The organism is Ponticaulis profundi, assembly GCF_042659465.1.
Taxonomy (GTDB): Bacteria; Pseudomonadota; Alphaproteobacteria; order Caulobacterales; family Hyphomonadaceae; genus Ponticaulis; species Ponticaulis profundi.
In genome coordinates this window covers 274513-293952 of the sequence record NZ_JBHSSW010000012.1, presented here as the reverse complement: position 1 = coordinate 293952, position 19440 = coordinate 274513, and the positions used below count along the sequence as shown (strand labels likewise).

The following is a 19440-nucleotide window of genomic DNA, read 5'->3' as shown; positions in this document are numbered from 1 at the left end:
GACAATCGAACATGAAGAAACGGCGCACCTTTCGGTGCGCCGTTCTCGCTTCAGGGGTAAAAGCTGGAGGTACGCCTCGGGTTAGGCGACGTTTTTATTGCCTTCAATCACCTTTGGCTGCTCGACTTTCGAGTGTCCGCCAATGGCAATCTTGCGAGGCTTCATCGCTTCCGGAAGCTGGCGTTGCAGCTCAATGCGGAGCAGACCATTGCGAAGTTCAGCGCCATTCACGACAACGTGATCAGCGAGCTGGAAGCGGCGGATGAAACTGCGTTCGGCAATGCCGCGATGCAGGAATTCGCGCTTCTCTCCGTCTTCGGTCGCGCCGGTCTTACCGGTGACAGTCAGAACGCCTTCCTTGGTCTCGATGTCGAGGTCTTCTTCGCCGAAGCCTGCGACCGCGAGTTCGATACGGAAGTCGTTATCGCCCGTCTTTTCGATATTATATGGAGGGTAACCCTGAGAACCGTCGAGGCGAGACGCTGCGTCAATCATGCTGGCAACGCGGTCAAAGCCGACCATTGTGCGGTACACGGGTGTCAGATCAATCGTTTGCATATCTAAAGTCCTTTCATAAGCGACAATTTCGGCAGGTGCCCCTGCCTGATTTTACTCCGGGTGCCCAAATCTGGCTCACCCTGGGTCAAGGCCCGATATCGGCGCCTCGACATCCTCAATATGGGATGCTTATTTATCGCCGCAAGTCCCCACGACTTCTGTAATTTTGGAAAGAGGAAACAACATGTCGAGACCTTTGGGCGTAATGGGCGTATCTGCGCTGGCTCTGATGATGGCTGCTTGTGGCGGTAGCGAGGAGCCTGCTCCTGACGCAACACCGACCGAAACACCAACGAGCGAAGCAAGTGAAACTGCCACACCAGAGGCGACTGAAACGATGGAAGTTTCTGGCCTGGATGCAGCGATCGCTGGCGAATGGCGCAGTGAAGATGCCAAAGCACGTGACGCCTTCCGCAATCCGAAAGAAACGCTGGAATTCTTCGAAATCGAACCAACCGACACCGTTGCTGAAATCTGGCCGGGCGGTGGCTGGTATGCCTCTATTCTGGCGCCATATCTGAAAGACGAAGGCACATATATCGCGGTCGGATTTGATGCCGATTCCAGTGACTATGCTGCGCGCGCGTCTGAGAATTTCCAGACCAATTTCATCGATCAGCCAGACATCTATGGCGATATCGTTGTTGCAGAACTCAGCCCGGAAACGGGGCCGATCGCCGAAGAAAACAGTATCGATACCATCCTGACATTCCGCAATGTGCATAACTGGATGTCCGGCGGCTATACGGAAAAAGTGTTTGCCGACATGTATGCGGCGCTGAAACCAGGCGGCATTCTGGGCGTGGTCGAGCACCGTCTGCCATCTGGCTCCGAGCAGGATCCAAGCGCAAGCTCTGGCTATGTCCATGAAGACTTCGTCAAGCAACTGGCGTCTGAAGCCGGCTTCGTTTTCGTGGCCGACAGCGACATCAACGCCAACCCAGCTGACACCGCCGATCACCCATTTGGCGTCTGGACGCTGCCGCCGACAAGCCGCACCACAGATCGTGATGGCAATATGCCGGAAGGTTTTGACGCTGCGAAATATGAGGCGATCGGCGAAAGTGATCGCATGACGCTGAAATTCCGCAAGCCAACGGCTGAAGAAATCGCAGCTGCCGAGGCAGAAGCGGCTTCCGAGGAAGCAGAAGAAGAGTAAGCTCTGATATCTCGTCCAGGCAGGTCAGGAGCAGGTCATGCCCTTTTCGCTCGACAGGTTTGTCGCTTTAAGGCCGTATCTGTTCCACCTCACCTATAATGAGAACCTGCCTGGTATTCTTGAGCACCGGCGCCTGATTTCGGCCCGGCAGCTCACCGATCCTCTGGATTTCCATGTGCTCGCAAAAAAGCGGGCTCAGCAGGCGCGCGTTCGTACCAATCGCGGACGCGTGACCCTGCGTGATCAGGCGCCACTGGCTTTTGGCAATGTCGATTTGTCTCCCAATTTCTTCCGGGAAGATTTGCTCAATCTGCTGAATGGCAATGTGTATTTCTGGCCTGGCGCGAACAACATCACGCCCGTCACCATGGGGCGCAGTCATTTCCGCAAATACCGCAACACCGCCTCTTCGGTCATGATCTTTCGAACCGAGGACCTGTTACGCATGAACGGGCCTGCCAGATTCTGCCGGTACAATTCCGGGGCGCCGCGCTGCAGTGGTGGCCGGAAAAGCCCGCGCGGTCCGGAAACCTTCCAGACCGCCGAATTTTACACGGGCACCGCCGCAACCGTGAAGGAAGTCACCTGGGTCGACAGCGTTCAGCTCCCTGCCGTTGAAGACATCAGGCCGGTTTCCGAATTTCTGGACCTCAGCTAATCACGGCCTGAACGCTTTGTGTTTGCGTCCCGCCTCGATCACGCGATCGGCATGGTGGACGAAGTCGACCAGCTTCGGACGTGTGTCTCGCGGGTCGATAATGTCCTCTGCCAGAAACGCCTCGGCCGTCCGGAATGGTGATTTGATCGCCTCGAACTTCTTGTAAAGTTGGTCCAGAAACGCGTCGGGATCATCGGCTTCGGAGATCTCCTTGCGATAGGCTGCCTCAATGCCGCCCGCCATGGGCAGCGAGCCCCAATCGCCAGATGGCCAGCAATAGCGCCATTTGGTCCGCGATGGGTTCATCATGGCTGACCCTGCCAGACCATAGGCTTTGCGGACGACAATCGCGCAGGTCGGAACCTTCGCCTGATAAACCGCCGCCATGGCACGCACGCCCTTGCGGGTGACACCTGCGGTTTCATGCTTCACCCCGACGGCAAAACCCGGACAATCCACGAAATGGATGATCGGCAGGTGGAACGTGTCACACAGATCCACATGGCGGATCACCTTCTCACAGGTATCTGCCGTCCATGCACCATCCAGGAAGAACGGGTCGCCTGCCATGATGCCAACCGGGAAGCCATCAATACGCGCAAAGCCTGTCACCAGCGACTTGCCCCAATAGCGGCCAATCTCGAAAAAGCTGCCCTTATCAACACAGGAATCGATGATCTTGCGCGGCTTGTACGGCGTGCGTCCATCCGTTGGCACGATATCAATCAGTTTCTCGTCACGCCGGTTCGGGTCGTCAGTTGGCTGGGTCCGTTCGGCGCGTTCATGTACCGAAGACGGCAGATAGGACAGGAATTGGCGAACCTTTTCAAAGGCCTCGCCTTCCGTCTCAACGGCTTCATCGACCGTGCCATTGCGTGCCTGGATTTTCCAGCCGCCAAGCTCTTCCTTCGTCACGTCTTCGCCAATCGCGCGGGCAACAGGAGGACCGGCCACAAACACCTGCGACAGATCCTTCACCATCACGGAATAATGGCTGGCGCCGACACGACCGGCGCCAAGGCCTGCGCAGGGGCCCAGCGCAAGCGAGACGACCGGGATTTCACCCATATTGTCGATGACCCAGTTCCAGCCTGGCGTTTCAGGGATGTAAGTGCGCGGGTCCTTCTCGAACATCTTGACCGAGCCACCACCGCCCGTGCCATCCACCAGACGCACCAATGGCAGGCGGTATTCATGCGCCATCTGCTCGGCCATTACCATTTTCTGCCAGATCGAGGCGTCTGCCGCCCCGCCCCGCACGGTGAAGTCATCTCCGAGTATGACGGCGCTCTTGCCACCAATCTTCGCCCGTCCAATCACCATGTTGGCAGGCAGAAAGTCTTCCATTTCCTGATCATCATTATAGGTGGCGCGCCCCGAGATCTTTCCGATCTCCTGAAAGCTGCCCGGATCCGCAACAAAGGCAACGCGCTCACGAATGGTCAGCTTGCCTCGTGAACGTTGGCGAGCGACCGGCTCCTCACCGCCCATTTTCTCCGCCAGACGTTCGCGCTTTCTCAGCTCGTCAATATACGACTTCCAGCTCATGACCGCTCTCCTCCCATTTTTGCGAGCAAACTATCGCGAAGTGTTTCGAATGACAGCCCTTTTTTATCAGTGAACCCCGCTATTGCCTTAAGAGGTGTGCGCGTCCATAGAACAGAGCACGACGCAAGGAGACCCGGATGGATCTGGCAGGTTTGACAGCCAAGGCTGATGAGGCGCTGAAATCGACCGACGAGTTCAACAAAACGCTCAAACTTGACTTTGGCAGTTTCGGCAGACTGTTTCTGGACGGCGTCAATAATGAAGCCAGCAATGAAGACAAACCGGCCGACGCAACCGTGTCCGTCACCTGGGAAGATTTCAAGAAGCTGGCCAAACGCGAGCTTGATCCGACCCGCGCCATGATGACAGGCAAGCTCAAGATTGCCGGTGATATGGGCGTTGTCATGTCCCTGCAGAACCTGATTTCCAAATTTGCGTAAGGCGAGTTGATGCCTTCCAGACACCTCATTGAAGTTGAAGGTAACCCGCCCCCGAAAGGCGCTTACGTCAAATGGCTGGAAGGTCGCGAGGGACGCAAGCTGCGTATGTGCGTCGCGCCGGCGCGTGACGGTGAACATCCACGCGGCACAGTGATTATCTGTCCGGGACGGACGGAGTTTATCGAAAAATACTTCGAAACAGCGCGCGAGCTTCAGGATATGGGCTTTGCCGTTCTGACACTCGACTGGCCAGGACAAGGGCTTTCACATCGCCTGCTGCCCGACCCGCTGAAAGGTCATATCGACACGTTCGAAACCTTCATGAATGCCCTGCGCAAGGCGCTGAGCGAACTGTCCGAAACACTGCCCCGTCCTTATGTGTCCCTGGCACATTCCATGGGCGGCGCGATTGCCCTTGCCGCCATTGCCAAACAATTGGTGCAGGTCGACGCGGCCGCTTTCACCGCACCTATGTGGGGACTGAAAAGCCGCTTCATGGGCATGAAATATATCGCCTGGGCCATGAAGACGATGGGGCGCGGCAACACCTTTGTCCTGCCGAATAAACCCCGTGAGAGCTTTGGCGAGAACATGGTCACGCACGATCATAAACGCTGGGAGCGCAATGAGCGGCTTTTGGATACGGCGCCCGAACTGGAACTCGGTCAGGTGACCTGGAGCTGGCTTGGTGCGTCCCTCGACGTAATTGATCAGTTCGCCAGACCCGACGAACTCGCAGACATCACCTGCCCCATCCTCATCGCGACAGCAGAAGAAGAAGCGCTCGTCGACAATGAAAGCCACAAACGGATTGCCGCGCAGCTCAGCGATGTCGAGCACATTTCCATTGCGCGCGCGCGTCATGAAATCCTGATGGAAACCGATGCCGTTCGGGCCGAATTCTGGGAAGCCTTTACGCGTCTTCTGTCACGGGCCGGGATTTAGACTTTCCAGACTGCTGAGACACCCAGACCCCTGCCAAAATGAAAAGGAAGGCGATGATGGCGTGCCAGCTCTGCACTTCCCCAAATGCCAGAAAACCGATCAATGCAGACACGACCGGAATGGTGTACCCGGTGAGCGAGAGAAACGTCGCACTCGTTCTGGCCACCAGCTGCATATAGAGCATGGAGGCAAGCGCTGTCGGACCAATCCCCAGCCCGATTACGCCAAGAATTGCGCTCGGCTGCGGATTGAGCGATGCAAAATCCACTGTGATCAGGCCAAACCAGCTTGAAATCGCTCCGAAGGTCACAAATCCAGCCGACAGGACGATGGGCGGCATGCTTGGCGCGCCGCGCGCCAATATGGTGTGAATGGTGTAGAAGAGCGTGCCCAGCAGACACAACGCCTGCGCGACCGTGCTCGCAGAGCCAATCCCGCGCACCGCTTCCGGGCCAAACAGGATCGCGACGCCGCCAAACCCGATCACCAGCCCAAGCGCCTTGCGCCAGGTCATGCGCTCATCCTTGAAAAAGAAATGGGCGAGTGCCGCAACAAAGAGCGGAGAAGCGGCAACATAAAGCGCCGCAAGACTGGAATCGACCGTCTTCTGGGCGGTCGTGATCACATAAAAAGGCGCTGCCGTCCCGACCAGCCCCATCACACACATTGCGCCCCAGCGCTTCACATCCTTGAGGGGTGGCCAGGTCTGGCGCGTGGCAAATGCAGCAATCAGAAGAATGATCGCTCCAAGCGTCAGCCGCGCCGAGGTCACGACTTCCGGCGGCAATCCAAGTTCCGGGGCGCCTGCACTGACGGCGAGACGCGTACAGGGATAGGCGCTTGCCCAAAGGCAGGTCAGAATAACGAACAAGGTCCAGTCAAGCGGGCTTCGTTTTCCGGTTCCGAGCGGCGTCATTCCCTGATGAACTTGTTAGCGGTGCCGATCTGCCGTCCGAACGGCAGACATGAAGGCATCCAGCTTTTTCGGGTCGAGATGTCCATTTGTGCGAACACCAGAGCAAACATCCACGCCGAAGGGTTTCACGCGAGCGATCGCGTCACCGACATTCTCCGGCGTGAGGCCACCTGCGAGAAAGACGGGTTTCTTCGCCTTCTCGACAAAGGCGCGTGATAACTCCCAGTCATGGGTTCGCCCTGTACCGCCAAGCTCAGGTATATCGGCGCCCGGTTTCCCCGAATCGAGCAGAAACGCATGCACATGCGGCTCATATTTTTCAATCAGATCGAGGGCCTCCGGGCCTTCCATATGGATCACCTGCACCCGGCGCGTTGTCAGCAAGACCCGGTCGAGATGCATGGTTTCAACAATGGAGAGATGGCGCACGAGCTGGACCGTGGGCACACCCGTGCGCAAAAGGTGCTCGGCAATCTCATCTGACTTTTCTTCCTGCGTCAGGAGAAAGCACCCAATGGGCGGCGGAATTTGCGCTGCGATTTCACGGATTTTCTGATCCGAGATTGGCCCCGGTCCCGATGGCATGGCACCGACCAGCCCAACCGCATCAGCGCCTTTCCGGATCGCCAGCTGCGCTTCATCAATCGACGAGATACAGCAGATTTTCACCCGGGTCCGCATCGGCCTTATCCTGTGACGAAGCGCGTAACGGACGTCTTGTCGAACGTGGCCCAGCCAACTTTTCCTGGCGCCGCTCTGTCTGCAATGTCGGGATCGGCCTTCACAGACAGGCGTCGCCCGTCGGCGAGCTCCAGATAGAGATAATCAACCGGCACAGGTGCGTCGTCCTTGGTCTCGCGGTCCAGCACACCGACAGCAACCCAGTAAAGCTTTGGCACAGTACCGCGTTTCGACAGATAGATCGCACCACCGACAGATGCCGCATAAACCAGCCCGACACAGAACAGCCCGATCAGACCGAAGGACAGGATATCCCCCATAAAGGATGCCCCACCAATCAGCTTTACGAGCAGCAAGGCAATCAGAGATCCGACCGTCAGCGCAAGCGCAATACCGATTTCAAACGTGGCAGGATGCTTGATCCGACTTGTCACGGTTTGTGTTTTCGGCGGCGTGGAGTTCTCCGAAAACGACGTGATCTCATCATACATTGACGTTGGACTGTCTGACCCAGCTACCATTCATGCCTCCTGACCGCGTTACGCCTACCTACCCTTATTCAGCGCAATTGCCTATAACGCATTGACTGCAATTGCGTTCAGCAGGCTTTACGGCCAGCCGGTGACCATTTCGCGGCATTCGCTGCCAGAGGCTTTACGTGCGGTCTCCCGCATTGAATAAGTTTAAATGGAAGAATTTGGGCTGATATGGGGAATTTCGCATGCGATTCAGAACACTGGCAATTGCCGCGCTTGGTATTTTCAATCTCGGGGGCCAGTCAGCATCCGCGCAGGATAATATCAGCCCCCTACAGGCCTATGAGTTCATCCAGCAGTATGTTGAGCGATATGCTGGCGACACAAACAGCGGATATGGCAAATATACCGGAAGCGAACGCTACAAAATCTACGATCAGACCAGACGCTACTTTCACTGGGATAATTCTGAAAATGACCCATGCTTCCTGAAGTACACATATTCCTTCAAACGGGTCGAAGACGATGGCGGCATACTTTATGACGAGATCACCGAATATGAAATTGACCTGACATCTATCGATCCAGACCTCATACAGTTTGAACCAAGAAACCCGGAGCGCTGGGATATCGACCCGGACTACGCACTGGTTCGGCTCGTGAGTGCAGACGGCACAAATGCTGTAAAGTATAACGATCTGCAGTCTGAATACACGAGAAGGTCTGGCTTCACGGAGGAAGCCTCTTTCACATTTATGGATGATGTGCGTGCAGAACGCACCTATAAGGCGCTCGTCTGGCTGTCAGACTATTGCTCGTCGCAGGGCTCACTCTTCGACTGATCGGCCTTCATAGGCTCGCTGTTCTCGTAGAGTGAATTCGACGAAAATGTCATAATTCTTCGCTCGCTTCGTAAACGTTTTCATGAGATACGGGCTGCGGGCCAGGCGCCCCCAACGGCGCCCAGCCTATCTGTGAGGATAGGAGACAATACAGATGAGCACCGCTCCAAAACCGGACACGCGCCCTGCGTGCCCTTATTTTTCTTCTGGTCCGACGGCGAAACGCCCGGGCTTTTCCCTTGACCAACTGTCAGACGCTGCCCTTGGCCGTTCGCACCGTTCCAAGCTTGGTAAAGCCAAGCTGAAGGAAGCGATCGACCTGACGCGCGAAGTGCTGGGTGTTCCAGACGACTATCTGATCGGCATTGTGCCTGCATCCGATACCGGCGCGGTTGAAATGGCGATGTGGTCCATGCTCGGCGAGCGCCCGGTCGACATCTTCGCCTGGGAAAGCTTTGGCGAAGACTGGGTCAAGGACACACTCGAACAACTCACTGACGTCGACGCAACGACACACGTCGCCAAGGAATATGGCACGCTGCCAGACTTCACGAAGGCACGCGACGACGCGGACATCATTTTCACATGGAACGGCACAACCGCCGGCGTGAAAGTCCTGAATGCTGACTGGATCAAGCCGAACCCGGACCGTGTTGTCATCAATGATGCGACCTCAGCTGCTTTCGCTCAGGATATCGACTGGGCAAAATGCGACGTCACGACATTCTCCTGGCAGAAAATTCTCGGCGGTGAAGCTGCTCACGGCATGCTGATCCTGTCACCAAATGCGGTGGCACGCCTGGAACGCTACAAGCCAAACCGCCCTCTGCCGAAGATTTTCCGCATGGTGAAAAAAGGCAAGGTAGACCTCGGCATCTTCGAAGGTGCCACCATCAACACACCATCCATGCTGTGCGTAGAAGACTATATTCAGTCCCTGAAATGGGCGCAAAGCCTCGGCGGCTGGAAAGCCCTGAAAGCGCGCTCCGACGAAAGCCTCTGCATTCTCGAGGACTGGGTTGCCAGGACCGACTGGATTGAATTCCTCTGCGCCGATGCAGCAACGCGTTCAAACACAGGCGTTACGCTCAAGATCGTCGATGCACGTTTCGCAGCTCTGTCTGCAGACGACCAGGTCGCTTTCATGAAGAAAATGACAGGTCTTCTGGAAAAGGAAGAAGTTGCTTTCGACGCGAACGGCTATCGCTCTGCGCCTCCAGGCCTGCGTATCTGGTGCGGTGCCACGGTTGAGCCATCCGACGTGAAGGCGCTGACGCCTTGGCTCGAATGGGCATTCGGGGAGACGATCGCTACGGTCTGATCCAGGGAACGACTTCTGATCGGAAAGGTCCGGACAGATGGATATCGCAACATCTCTGACCAGCTTTTCAATTGCTGCAGCGCTCATGACCATGACGCCCGGCATTGATACGGCGCTCGTGCTGCGAACAGCAGCCGTTGAGAGCAGCATGAAAGCCATGCTGGCCGGGATCGGTATCTGTCTGGGCGTTCTGTTCTGGGGACTTTTGTCAGCGCTCGGCGTCGCGGCGGTTCTGGCTGTTTCTGAAACGGCCTATACCCTCATGCGCATCGCCGGGGCGGCCTATCTGCTCTGGCTTGGCGGCAATATGGTTTTGTCCGCAATCCGGCGCCGGTCGGCTTTTGATGAAAGCGGATCCGTCACGAAGCAAACAACGCTGAAAGGCTGGTTTGCCCGTGGCCTGTTCACCAATCTCCTGAACCCGAAAATCGGTGTCTTCTATATCAGTTTCCTGCCTCAGTTCATGGTCGACGGCGTCAGTCCGGTCGGTTGGAGCACACTGCTGGCAAGTCTTCATGCCGTTATGGGACTTTTCTGGTTCGCTGCAATTGTTCTGGCAACACGCCCGATCAGCCAGTTTCTGAAACGTCCGTCTGTGACCAGAACTCTGGATAGCGTGACAGGCATGGTGCTGATTGGGTTTGGCCTGAAACTCTTCTTTGAAGAAAAGGCCGCCTGAGCATGACCGAGACCAGCAAGACCATTCTCGATTGGGGCGATGCAACCTTCGGACAGGTGTCTGACCCTGTTGCTCTCGCCCGTCGCGCTGAAACCGAGCTTGTTGAACTGATTGAAGCGCTGGAAGCCGGAGACACCAATGAAGCGGGGAAGGAAGCTGCAGATGTGGCCATCCTGCTCCACCGTCTCATGGGGTGTCTCGGCAAGGATCTTCAGATCGAAGTCGACGCAAAGATGACGATCAATCGTCAACGCAAATGGCGCTCAGCCGGGGATGGTACCGGCGGGCACACAGAAAAGTCACCACAGGAATAACGCACGCCTCACCCGCGTGCCTCATCGTAATCTCGCGCAATCGCGCAGGCTGACCTCCCGGACCAAAAACAGGAGCGACGCCAAAAGGAAGAAAGACAAATTCATGCCTAAGGTTCTTATTGCGGACAAACTCAGCCCGGCGGCGGCCGAAATCTTCAAAAATCGCGGCCTCGAGGTCGACGTAAAGCCTGGCCTGACAAAGGAAGAGCTGATCGACATCATTGGCGATTATGACGGCCTTGCTGTTCGTTCAGCCTGTAAGCCGGATGCCGATGTCATCGCCGCTGCGACAAACCTCAAAGTCATTGGCCGCGCAGGTATCGGCGTGGACAATATTGATGTGAAAGCAGCGACCGCCAAAGGTATTGTTGTGATGAACACGCCATTCGGCAACGCCATCACGACAGCAGAACATGCGATTGCGATGCTGTTTGCAGCCGCACGTCAGATCCCGGCTGCAGACCGCGGCACGCAGGCTGGCGAATGGCCGAAAAAAGCCTTCATGGGCACAGAGCTGACCGCCAAGACACTGGGTGTCATTGGCTGCGGCAATATCGGTTCCATCGTTGCCGAGCGCGCACTTGGTCTGAAAATGAAAGTCGTCGCATATGACCCATTCCTCACTGAAGAGCGCGCGACGGATCTGGGCGTTCAGAAAGTCGAGCTGGAGCAACTGCTTGCACGCGCTGATGCGATCACGCTGCACACGCCCCTGACGGCCGCGACAAAGAATATTCTGTCTGCTGATGCGATCCAGAAAACCAAAAAAGGCGTGATGATCATCAACTGCGCACGTGGCGGACTGGTCGATGAAGCGGCGGTCCGCGCTGGCCTTGATTCAGGTCACATCTCTGCAGCAGCGTTCGACGTGTTCGTCGAAGAGCCAGCCAAGGACAACATTCTCTTTGGCGCGCCAAACTTCATCGCAACGCCTCACCTTGGCGCCGCGACGACGGAAGCTCAGGAAAACGTTGCTCTGCAAATTGCTGAGCAGATCGCAGATTACCTGCTGACCGGCGCGATCAGCAATGCGCTCAACACGCCAAGCATCACCGCAGAAGAAGCTCCTCGCCTCAAGCCATATGCTGACCTTGCTGAAAAGCTCGGCCTGTTTGCTGGCCAGATCGCGGATGGTGGTTTCTCTGACATCGAGATCGGCTTTGAAGGCGAGCCTGCACACCTCAACACCAAGCCACTCACGGCTGCGGCTGTTGCTGGCGCCCTTCGCCCGCTCTTCACCGAAGTCAACATGGTGTCTGCTCCGGAAATGCTGAAAGCACGCGGCGTGACCCTAACTGAGGCAACCCGCTCTGACTCACCTGTCTATGACAATCTGATCCGCATCCGCGTGAAGGTTGATGGCAGCTGGAGAGACGTTGCTGGTTCAATCGTTGCAGGCGTGCCGAAGATTGTCGAAGTCAAAGGCATGGCGCTGGATGCGAAATTCCGTCCGGTTATTCTCTACGTCAACAACGTCGACAAACCAGGCTTTATTGGCTCTCTCGGCGTGATGCTCGGCGATGCAGGCATCAACATCGCGACCTTTAACCTCGGCCGTCAGTCTCAGGGAGAAGAGGCCGTTGCTCTGGTCGGCATCGATGCTGAAATTCCAGAAGACGTGGTGAAGAAAATCGAAGCGCTTCCACAGGTTCGCTATGTGAAAGTTCTGACCTTCTAATCAGCGGTCCAGCTGACACATGAAAAAGCCGCCCTTCTGGGGCGGCTTTTTTGTTCTCGACAAAACGAGCGGGCTTAAGCCGCCATGACCTGTTTCAGGAAGTCATCGACTTCACGTGTCAGCTCATTGGTACGCTGAGACAGGGCCGCAGCCGAATCCAGCACCGTGGTCGCAGACCGTGTCGTTTCAGAAACAGACTGGTTCAGTTCCGACATATTGCCTGACACAGATGTCGTCCCTGCGGCTGCCCGCTGAACGTTTTCGGAAATCTCGGTCGTCGCAGCCCCCTGCTGCTCAATCGCAGATGCAATCGCCGACGTGTAATTGTTGATTTCCTCGATGACGCCGGAAATGCCGGCAATCGCTTTCACCGAATCTTCGGTTGCGAACTGGATGGCAGAGATCTGCTCGGAAATGTCTTCCGTGGCTTTCGAGGTCTGGTTCGCCAACTCTTTCACTTCAGAGGCAACGACCGCAAAGCCTTTACCCGCTTCACCGGCTCGCGCGGCTTCGATGGTCGCGTTAAGGGCCAGAAGGTTGGTTTGCTCGGCAATCGCCTTGATCAGGTTCACCACTTCCGTGATCTTGTTGGCCGCTTCAGCAAGGCTTGTCACCTTGGAATTGGTATCGCGGCTATCCTGTGTTGCACGAGATGCAACATCAGACGTCTGGCTGACCTGACGGCGGATTTCACTGATCGAGGATGCCAGCTCTTCGGCTGCGCCTGCGACGGACTGAACATTGCCTGTTGCAAGGTCTGACGCATTAAGTGTTTCGCTTGCACGAGACGCACTGTCGCGCGCAATCACCGTCAGTGTTTCAGCCGTCTGATCAAGCCCTGTTGCCGTCTCCGTCACAGAAGATAGCAGGGTCGAAATACGATCGCGGAAGGATGCGACGAGCGCCTCAATGCGGTCCTGACGCTCCTGGATCTTCTGATCAGCAATACGCTGCTGCGCAGAGAGCTCATTTCGCTCTTCCAGGCGCTTCTTCAAAGTCGAAAGCGATTCCGCAATGGTTCCGATCTCGTCTTCACGTTCCTTGTGCGGAACCTGCACTTCGAGGTCATCGTCGGCAATACGTCCGGTCACGGACGCCAGGTCTTTCAGCGGCAGCATCAGGCGGCGTGTTGCAAAAACGCTCGCCACCACAGCCAGAATGAGAACAGGAATAACCGCAAGGCCGAACTTGCTCATCAGATCAAAGACGATCGCGGTAATTTCGGCTTTCTCGACGCCGACATACAGAATGCCGATGACATCACCAGCGGAGGTCTCGATTGGCTGATAGACTGTAAAATAGTCTTTTCCGAGAATGGTCGCTTCCCCGCGATAGGTTTCACCACGTGTAACGACCGGGTAGACGGCACCGTTTTGGCCGAGCGGCGTACCGACGGCGCGGTTACCGTCATCCTTGATGATGTTCGTCGTCCGTCGCCAGAAATCCCGGCTCTCCTCATCCCAGACGAAAATCGTCGCCGTCTCGCCCGTAGCACGGCCGATACGATCAATGAGGTCATGCGCTTCGAATTCCGGAATACTGTCCGCCTCGACCGACCGCACATTTCCGTCGCCATTCCAACTAATACGGAAACTATCGCGATTGTCTTCGAGGACAGTTGCCGCGATGCGCAAACTGGAGTTCTGGAACGCAATCGCATCAGAACGGACTTTTCCTGATATCACCATTTGGGTGATAATGCCGACGACCAAGAGCGAGCACACAATCAGCGCAGTGCTCAGCAAAGCAATGGATGTCGATAACTTCAACTTCTTCAAAGCGAACATCACAGACGCTTCCTTTCAGAGAAACAAACTGGATGCACCCTGCCCCAAATAGCTTTCCCCAGCGTAAAATTCGAGTTGAAATTGAACGCATTCACAAAAAAGCGCCCCATCTTTATTTGAAGGGGCGCTAATCTTTGTTTCATTTCTCTTCGGCTCTTAGGCAGCGGCTACCCGAGAGAGGAATTGCTCGACCTCTTTGCTCAGCGCATCTGTCTTTTCCGTCAGAGAGCCAGCAGAACTCAGCACCATATCAGCCGATGTACTCGTGCGGGCTACGGCTTCTGAAAGCTGGGTCATATTCCCACTTACAGACGTCGTACCAGACGCCGCACGCTGAACATTCTCCGAAATTTCTGCTGTCGCCGCGCTCTGCTCCTCCACGGCAGACGCAATCGCCGTCGTGTAGGAATTCACTTCGTCAATGATCGACGAAATACCCGAAATCGCCTGCACAGACTCACTTGTTGCAGCCTGAATGGCAGAAATCTGTGCGGAAATCTCTTCCGTTGCGTGAGATGTCTGGTTGGCAAGTTCCTTCACCTCATTGGCCACGACCGCAAAGCTCTTACCCGCCTCACCGGCACGCGCCGCCTCAATGGTCGCATTGAGCGCCAGAAGATTGGTCTGCTCAGCGATGGCCTGGATAAGCGAGATGACCTCGCTGATTTTGGATGCAGATTCTGCCAGGCTTTCGACCTTCGCATTTGTTTCACGGCTCGATGTCGTCGCACGCGCCACAATGTCGTTCGTTTGAAGAACCTGACGACTGATCTCGCTGATCGAAGAGGCAAGCTCTTCTGCAGCACTTGCGACAGATTGAACATTGTTTGTTGCATCACCAGACGCGCCCAATGTCTCCTGCGCGCGTGCCGCACTCTCCTGTGCCACACCGGTCAGCGTCTCCGCAGTCGCATCCAGATCGACAGCAGTCTTAGAAACCGACTGGAGCATTGCATGAATTTCCACACGGAAGTTCGCGATCAGCGCCTCAATCTTCTCCTGGCGCTCAAAAGCGACGCGATCAGCTTCAGCCTGTTTGGCAGCCAGTTCCACACGCTCCTGAGATCTTTGCTTTAGCGTAGAGACAGAATTTGCGAGCATCGCAATCTCGTCGGTCCGCTCCGTATACGGCACATCAATCGAAAGGTTCTCGTGAGAAATCTGCTCGGTCACCTGAGCCAGATCCTTGATCGGCAGCATCAGGCGACGCGCGAGATACACAGAAACGAACAGCGCAATCGCAACAACCGGCAACAAGGCAATGCCGAGCGACTGAAGCAAGTTGAAAAACACAGCCGTGATACGGGCTTTCTGAACTGCGACGCACAAAATGCCTACAATATTCCCGTCTGTGTCCAGCATCGGTTTGTAGACCGCATAATACATCTCACCGAGCACATTGGACTCACCGAGATAGGTTTCGCCCTTCACGACGGCTGCATGCACATCATTGGTATTGCCTAGCGGCGTTCCAACGGCTCGTGTTCCATTGCTTTCAATGACGTTCGTTGCGGCTCGGATGAACTCATTCCGATCAGCGTCCCAACGGAAAATCGTCGCGACCTCTCCGGTCATGCGTCCGATTTCATCAACCAGCGTATTGTCGTCAAATGCCGGAAACGACTCGACCATAACGCGGGACACATTACCGCTGGCATCCCAGCGAATATCCGCGCCCGGGATTTCTTTTTCGAACATGCCAGCAGCCACCCGCAGATTGGTATTCTGCGCAGACACAGCATCTTCCTGAATCTTGTTCGACATGACCAGGCTGATGATCAATCCAAGCACCAAAAGCGAGGCCACCACCAAAGCGCCGCTCATCGCAGCGATCGCGGTTGTGATTTTCATTTTCTGAAGTGAAATACCCATCTGACACACACGTCCTTCCACCAATTTCAGAATTTTCTAAATTAAAAAGAATTACATGTAGTGAACAAATTCAGTGTGAAAAGTCGGATTTTGGCCACCGAGAATGGTCTGCCGGCAATTAAACCACCACAACGTGACGCAGCGAGAGACATCATGATCTAAAAGTAGCAGTTTAGCGTCGCAGAGCATTGTGAACGTCGAGGCACTCATTTTGTGCAGTGCCATATTTTCTAAAAGCTGATGTCACGACAGAAGCAAGCAAGTCTTGACCTTCGACCGCAATAGTCGCACTGCTCAGCAAGGAAATTCTTTGTTCACCGTGGGGATGTAGAGTTATGCGAGTAACGATGATTGGAACGGGATATGTTGGTCTCGTTTCGGGGGCATGTTTTGCAGATTTTGGGCATGTTGTGACATGTGTCGACAAAGATGCCAGCAAAATTGAAAAGTTGAAAGCAGGCCAAATTCCAATTTACGAGCCAGGCCTCGATACACTTGTCGAACAAAACGTTCAGGCAGAACGCTTGTTCTTCACGACGGATCCTGAAGAGGCGATCAAATCAGCCGACGCTGTCTTTATCGCTGTTGGTACGCCATCACGTCGCGGGGATGGCCATGCCGATCTGTCTTACGTTTACGGTGCGGCAGAAGAAATCGCAGACCTGATGGACGGCTACACAGTCGTCGTCAATAAATCGACTGTTCCTGTCGGCACAGGCGACGAAGTCGAAGCCATCATCTCCAAGAAGCGCACAGGTGATGAATTTGCCGTGGTTTCCAACCCGGAATTCTTGCGAGAAGGTGCTGCTATCGATGATTTCAAACGACCAGATCGCGTTGTCGTCGGCACAGAAGACGAACGGGCTCAGAACGTCATGCAAGAGCTTTACCGTCCACTCTATCTGAACGAAACGCCAATCCTGTTCACGAGTCGCCGGACGTCCGAGCTGATCAAATATGCAGCAAACGCTTTTCTTGCCGTGAAGATTACCTTCATAAACGAGATGGCAGACCTCTGCGAAAAAGTCGGCGCGAATGTTCAGGAAGTGTCCCGCGGCATCGGGCTCGACAACCGCATTGGCAAAAAGTTCCTGAACGCCGGTCCGGGTTATGGCGGATCTTGCTTCCCAAAAGACACACTCGCGCTGACCAAGACAGCCAATGACCATGGCAGCCCGGTTCGCATTGTCGACACGGTTGTTGAAGTCAACGCGGCGCGCAAGAAAGCCATGGCAACCAAAGTCATCGATGCCATGGGCGGCGATGTCTCCGGCAAAACGATTGGCGTGCTTGGTCTCGCATTCAAACCAAACACGGATGACATGCGCGACGCGCCAAGCCTCGACATCATTCCAGCGCTCCAGGAAGCCGGCGCCAAAATCCGCGCCTTCGATCCCGAAGCCATGGAAGAGTCGTCTCACCTGATGAAAGATGTGATGTTCTGTGATGGGCCTTACCATGCGCTGGAAGGCGCTGACGTGGCGGTGATCATCACGGAATGGGACCAATTCCGTGCTCTGGATATGGAGCGGGTCAAATCACTTCTCTCCACACCGACTGTTGTTGACCTGCGCAACATCTACCGCCCGGAAGACATGGCTGCCAAAGGCTTCAACTACACAAGTGTTGGACGTCCATAGTCTCCACGACCTGAAACCAGCATGCTATGAGGGGGACGCAAGTCCCCCTTTTTCATGTCTGTCCCATGAAACGAAATCATGTCGCGGAATATGGATCGAGAAGACGGCTCCAACATCCGGTTCACCGCTCGCCGTTATCTCCCAACCGTGGTTGATGATCAGTTCTCTGCAGGTCGCCAGACCGAGTCCAGCCCCATCGCCCGAAGCATGAAGCCGCTCGAAGACACGAAAGACGCGGTCTGTATCTTCCTTGCGAAAACCAATGCCATTGTCAGAGATAGAGATTTTCACGCCAGCGCCGACCATCTCAGCTGCCACGCATACGCGTAGCGGTCGCTTCGCTGACTGATAGGTAATCGCGTTCGACAATATATTTCCGAAAACAATGGACAATAACCCCGGGTCGCCTCGCACAGTAACGTCCGGTCCCGTTTCCAACCAGTCCAGATCATTAGACTCAGCTGCTCTCAGCCGTGCAGCTTCCTCAATTAACTCCGGAAGCCGGACATTTTCTTTTTTCACGCCCTGAGAGGTCTGCTTCGAGTAATTCAGCAGATCCTTCACCAGGCGCTCGAGTTCAGACGCAGAGTCTTCCGCCAGCAAAAGGATTTCCGGAACCGCTTCGGGGTCAGCCGAAGTCATCCGATTAAGCTCCAGAGCCTGCCGGATGCGTCGTAGTGGACCGCGCAGGTCATGAGCCGCACGGTTCGCAAAAGCATTCAGCTTTGAATTGGCTTCCTCCAGATCCTGTCGAAGCGAGCGCTCGATTGAGGCCCGCCGGGTCGCGTCTGTCACATCTTCACGCAGTTTTCGAAACGCGACCCTGTCCTCACTTTCCTGATACAATGCGAGCGCAAAAGCCGCCTCATCAGGAGGATAGTTCAACTGGAGCATTCGAAGATCCAGCAAGCTATCTTCGAAGCGTGACGACATACATCGGACAGGTGGCGTCCACCCGTCGATCAGCTCTGCGGTACGAAACAGGTCTTCGAGATCGCAGTCCGGGAACAGTTCATCACAGGAGCGTCCAACCAGATCACTGGCCTGTGTCCTGAGAAACTGGGTGGCCTTGCGATTTACGCTCCCAATGATCCGGTCATAACCGACAATCATCATGGCTTCGCGGGATCGGTGAAACAGGGCCTCAAACACGCAACAGTCAGTCCTGAGAAAAATATTCGCGGAAATCTATATTGGCGCGTTCAGGTTTCCTTTGAAGGGAGATAATCACGCGACATCCGGGATCTCCCCTCGCTATCGCTTCCTCGATATGGACGCCAGCATATCCCAGATTGTCAGCCGCGATACGTCCGAACACATTCGACGTCATCATGCACAGGGCTGGCCGGCCTTCGACATGGGCCCCGAACGGGCATTTCGTGTTTGATAGCACGATTTCAGTGTCACTAATCGACTCAATCGAAAACCCGCCATCAATGCGACGCTTCAGATCGACAAGCGCGGCCCCGACATGATCAACATCAAGTTTTTCCTGATCGCTCAAGGCGCGGTATTCAGCATTCATCCGCTGCCCGATACGTGCACCGACAATACTCACATAACCTTCGACATCATCGAGCCCGATCATATCCTGTAGAATGCCAACCAATTCCCGGACAACATCGCGCACGAACAGGTCACGGTTCTGCTCAATAGGCAGATTTGAAAAGTCGGCGCTTTCATTACCGGCTATTGAGGCCATAGACTTTGCCTTCCAGAATTAGACAAATGCACGCATCGATCTCTACAGTCCCATCTAGTGCAAAGCAGAAAACGACCAGTATTTGAATACGTTTAGTTTACAAGCCAGAATGGCATTCGGAAAAAATTGCAAGAGCGATGACAAAAAAACGTCTGGAAAAGCAGGTATTTAGCAGCATTCGAAATTTGCCTGCTTCCACATATGACACCCAAAGAGAACGTCCC

General features: G+C 55.2%; 19 protein-coding genes. 10 read left to right on the top strand and 9 right to left on the bottom strand.

Going from position 1 to position 19440, the window contains the following annotated elements; genetic code table 11:
* Nucleotides 1-81 precede the first annotated feature (81 nt).
* A complete protein-coding gene (locus ACFQDM_RS10715; protein WP_377378871.1) occupies nt 82-558 on the bottom strand; it encodes an Hsp20 family protein in 477 nt (158 codons plus the stop codon).
* Between the two features lie 184 nt (nt 559-742).
* Here ACFQDM_RS10715 and ACFQDM_RS10710 point away from each other — a divergent pair, with 184 nt between their 5' ends.
* Together ACFQDM_RS10710 and ACFQDM_RS10705 are read left to right on the top strand one after the other, a co-directional pair.
* Nucleotides 743-1717 carry a class I SAM-dependent methyltransferase gene (locus tag ACFQDM_RS10710; RefSeq protein WP_377378869.1) on the top strand — a complete coding sequence of 325 codons (975 nt, stop codon included), beginning with the start codon at nt 743-745 and terminating at the stop codon, nt 1715-1717.
* Nucleotides 1718-1754: 37 nt separating this feature from the next.
* A complete protein-coding gene (locus ACFQDM_RS10705) occupies nt 1755-2375 on the top strand; it encodes a DUF7002 family protein (protein WP_377378867.1) in 621 nt (206 codons plus the stop codon).
* On the opposite strand, the gene ACFQDM_RS10700 is transcribed toward ACFQDM_RS10705, so the two are convergent.
* The gene (locus ACFQDM_RS10700) at nt 2376-3923 is read right to left on the bottom strand and encodes an acyl-CoA carboxylase subunit beta (protein ID WP_377378865.1); all 1548 of its coding nucleotides are present in this window, start codon (nt 3921-3923) and stop codon (nt 2376-2378) included.
* Nucleotides 3924-4060: 137 nt separating this feature from the next.
* On the opposite strand from ACFQDM_RS10700, the gene ACFQDM_RS10695 reads away from it, so the two are divergent.
* Together ACFQDM_RS10695 and ACFQDM_RS10690 are read left to right on the top strand one after the other, a co-directional pair.
* Nucleotides 4061-4363 carry an SCP2 sterol-binding domain-containing protein gene (locus ACFQDM_RS10695; protein WP_377378863.1) on the top strand — a complete coding sequence of 101 codons (303 nt, stop codon included), beginning with the start codon at nt 4061-4063 and terminating at the stop codon, nt 4361-4363.
* Nucleotides 4364-4372: 9 nt separating this feature from the next.
* Nucleotides 4373-5308 carry an alpha/beta fold hydrolase gene (locus ACFQDM_RS10690; protein WP_377378861.1) on the top strand — a complete coding sequence of 312 codons (936 nt, stop codon included), beginning with the start codon at nt 4373-4375 and terminating at the stop codon, nt 5306-5308.
* Here ACFQDM_RS10690 and ACFQDM_RS10685 read toward each other — a convergent pair.
* From ACFQDM_RS10685 to ACFQDM_RS10675, 3 genes are read right to left on the bottom strand one after another with little or no spacing between them, the layout of a single operon-like run.
* Nucleotides 5277-6224, bottom strand: coding sequence for a DMT family transporter (locus ACFQDM_RS10685; protein ID WP_377378859.1), 948 nt, complete (start codon nt 6222-6224; stop codon nt 5277-5279). The two genes, ACFQDM_RS10690 and ACFQDM_RS10685, sit on opposite strands and share 32 nt — an antisense overlap.
* A 15-nt stretch (nt 6225-6239) precedes the next feature.
* The gene (locus tag ACFQDM_RS10680; RefSeq protein WP_377378857.1) at nt 6240-6905 is read right to left on the bottom strand and encodes a phosphoribosylanthranilate isomerase; all 666 of its coding nucleotides are present in this window, start codon (nt 6903-6905) and stop codon (nt 6240-6242) included.
* A 5-nt stretch (nt 6906-6910) separates the two neighbouring features.
* Complete coding sequence (locus ACFQDM_RS10675; protein WP_377378855.1) at nt 6911-7426, bottom strand: hypothetical protein; 516 nt, start codon at nt 7424-7426, stop codon at nt 6911-6913.
* Between the two features lie 200 nt (nt 7427-7626).
* Here ACFQDM_RS10675 and ACFQDM_RS10670 point away from each other — a divergent pair, with 200 nt between their 5' ends.
* From ACFQDM_RS10670 to serA, 5 genes are all read left to right on the top strand, one after another.
* Entirely contained in the window at nt 7627-8223 is a 597-nt protein-coding gene (locus tag ACFQDM_RS10670) for a hypothetical protein (RefSeq protein WP_377378853.1), read from the top strand.
* A gap of 154 nt (nt 8224-8377) precedes the next feature.
* Complete coding sequence (locus ACFQDM_RS10665) at nt 8378-9544, top strand: phosphoserine transaminase (protein ID WP_377378851.1); 1167 nt, start codon at nt 8378-8380, stop codon at nt 9542-9544.
* Nucleotides 9545-9581: 37 nt separating this feature from the next.
* Complete coding sequence (locus tag ACFQDM_RS10660) at nt 9582-10223, top strand: LysE family translocator (protein ID WP_377378849.1); 642 nt, start codon at nt 9582-9584, stop codon at nt 10221-10223.
* A gap of 2 nt (nt 10224-10225) precedes the next feature.
* Nucleotides 10226-10537, top strand: coding sequence for a nucleotide pyrophosphohydrolase (locus ACFQDM_RS10655; protein ID WP_377378847.1), 312 nt, complete (start codon nt 10226-10228; stop codon nt 10535-10537).
* Nucleotides 10538-10640: 103 nt separating this feature from the next.
* Nucleotides 10641-12215: a phosphoglycerate dehydrogenase gene (gene serA, locus ACFQDM_RS10650; protein WP_377378845.1), complete on the top strand. Its 1575-nt coding sequence runs from the start codon at nt 10641-10643 to the stop codon at nt 12213-12215.
* 74 nt (nt 12216-12289) lie between these two features.
* Here the strand turns inward: serA and ACFQDM_RS10645 are convergent, their stop codons facing one another.
* Complete coding sequence (locus tag ACFQDM_RS10645; protein ID WP_377379131.1) at nt 12290-14002, bottom strand: methyl-accepting chemotaxis protein; 1713 nt, start codon at nt 14000-14002, stop codon at nt 12290-12292.
* 156 nt (nt 14003-14158) lie between these two features.
* Nucleotides 14159-15853 carry a methyl-accepting chemotaxis protein gene (locus ACFQDM_RS10640; protein WP_377378843.1) on the bottom strand — a complete coding sequence of 565 codons (1695 nt, stop codon included), beginning with the start codon at nt 15851-15853 and terminating at the stop codon, nt 14159-14161.
* 356 nt (nt 15854-16209) lie between these two features.
* Between ACFQDM_RS10640 and ACFQDM_RS10635 the strand changes: the two genes are divergently transcribed.
* Nucleotides 16210-17514, top strand: coding sequence for a UDP-glucose dehydrogenase family protein (locus tag ACFQDM_RS10635; RefSeq protein ID WP_377378841.1), 1305 nt, complete (start codon nt 16210-16212; stop codon nt 17512-17514).
* A 24-nt stretch (nt 17515-17538) separates the two neighbouring features.
* On the opposite strand, the gene ACFQDM_RS10630 is transcribed toward ACFQDM_RS10635, so the two are convergent.
* Together ACFQDM_RS10630 and ACFQDM_RS10625 are read right to left on the bottom strand one after the other, a co-directional pair.
* A complete protein-coding gene (locus ACFQDM_RS10630) occupies nt 17539-18666 on the bottom strand; it encodes a sensor histidine kinase (protein WP_377378839.1) in 1128 nt (375 codons plus the stop codon).
* A gap of 7 nt (nt 18667-18673) precedes the next feature.
* Complete coding sequence (locus tag ACFQDM_RS10625) at nt 18674-19216, bottom strand: methanogen output domain 1-containing protein (RefSeq protein ID WP_377378837.1); 543 nt, start codon at nt 19214-19216, stop codon at nt 18674-18676.
* Between the last annotated feature and the right edge of the window lie 224 nt (nt 19217-19440).

Excerpts from the sequence above, each read along its gene's own strand:
- ACFQDM_RS10625 (WP_377378837.1), bottom strand. The coding sequence starts at position 19,216 with ATGGCCTCAATAGCCGGTAATGAAAGCGCCGACTTTTCAAATCTGCCT.
- ACFQDM_RS10715 (WP_377378871.1), bottom strand. The coding sequence starts at position 558 with ATGCAAACGATTGATCTGACACCCGTGTACCGCACAATGGTCGGCTTT.
- ACFQDM_RS10695 (WP_377378863.1), top strand. The coding sequence starts at position 4,061 with ATGGATCTGGCAGGTTTGACAGCCAAGGCTGATGAGGCGCTGAAATCG.
- ACFQDM_RS10685 (WP_377378859.1), bottom strand. The coding sequence starts at position 6,224 with ATGACGCCGCTCGGAACCGGAAAACGAAGCCCGCTTGACTGGACCTTG.
- ACFQDM_RS10710 (WP_377378869.1), top strand. The coding sequence starts at position 743 with ATGTCGAGACCTTTGGGCGTAATGGGCGTATCTGCGCTGGCTCTGATG.
- ACFQDM_RS10705 (WP_377378867.1), top strand. The coding sequence starts at position 1,755 with ATGCCCTTTTCGCTCGACAGGTTTGTCGCTTTAAGGCCGTATCTGTTC.
- ACFQDM_RS10655 (WP_377378847.1), top strand. The coding sequence starts at position 10,226 with ATGACCGAGACCAGCAAGACCATTCTCGATTGGGGCGATGCAACCTTC.
- ACFQDM_RS10680 (WP_377378857.1), bottom strand. The coding sequence starts at position 6,905 with ATGCGGACCCGGGTGAAAATCTGCTGTATCTCGTCGATTGATGAAGCG.
- ACFQDM_RS10670 (WP_377378853.1), top strand. The coding sequence starts at position 7,627 with ATGCGATTCAGAACACTGGCAATTGCCGCGCTTGGTATTTTCAATCTC.
- ACFQDM_RS10640 (WP_377378843.1), bottom strand. The coding sequence starts at position 15,853 with ATGAAAATCACAACCGCGATCGCTGCGATGAGCGGCGCTTTGGTGGTG.
- ACFQDM_RS10645 (WP_377379131.1), bottom strand. The coding sequence starts at position 14,002 with ATGTTCGCTTTGAAGAAGTTGAAGTTATCGACATCCATTGCTTTGCTG.
- ACFQDM_RS10665 (WP_377378851.1), top strand. The coding sequence starts at position 8,378 with ATGAGCACCGCTCCAAAACCGGACACGCGCCCTGCGTGCCCTTATTTT.
- ACFQDM_RS10635 (WP_377378841.1), top strand. The coding sequence starts at position 16,210 with ATGCGAGTAACGATGATTGGAACGGGATATGTTGGTCTCGTTTCGGGG.
- ACFQDM_RS10690 (WP_377378861.1), top strand. The coding sequence starts at position 4,373 with ATGCCTTCCAGACACCTCATTGAAGTTGAAGGTAACCCGCCCCCGAAA.
- serA (WP_377378845.1), top strand. The coding sequence starts at position 10,641 with ATGCCTAAGGTTCTTATTGCGGACAAACTCAGCCCGGCGGCGGCCGAA.
- ACFQDM_RS10675 (WP_377378855.1), bottom strand. The coding sequence starts at position 7,426 with ATGGTAGCTGGGTCAGACAGTCCAACGTCAATGTATGATGAGATCACG.
- ACFQDM_RS10700 (WP_377378865.1), bottom strand. The coding sequence starts at position 3,923 with ATGAGCTGGAAGTCGTATATTGACGAGCTGAGAAAGCGCGAACGTCTG.
- ACFQDM_RS10660 (WP_377378849.1), top strand. The coding sequence starts at position 9,582 with ATGGATATCGCAACATCTCTGACCAGCTTTTCAATTGCTGCAGCGCTC.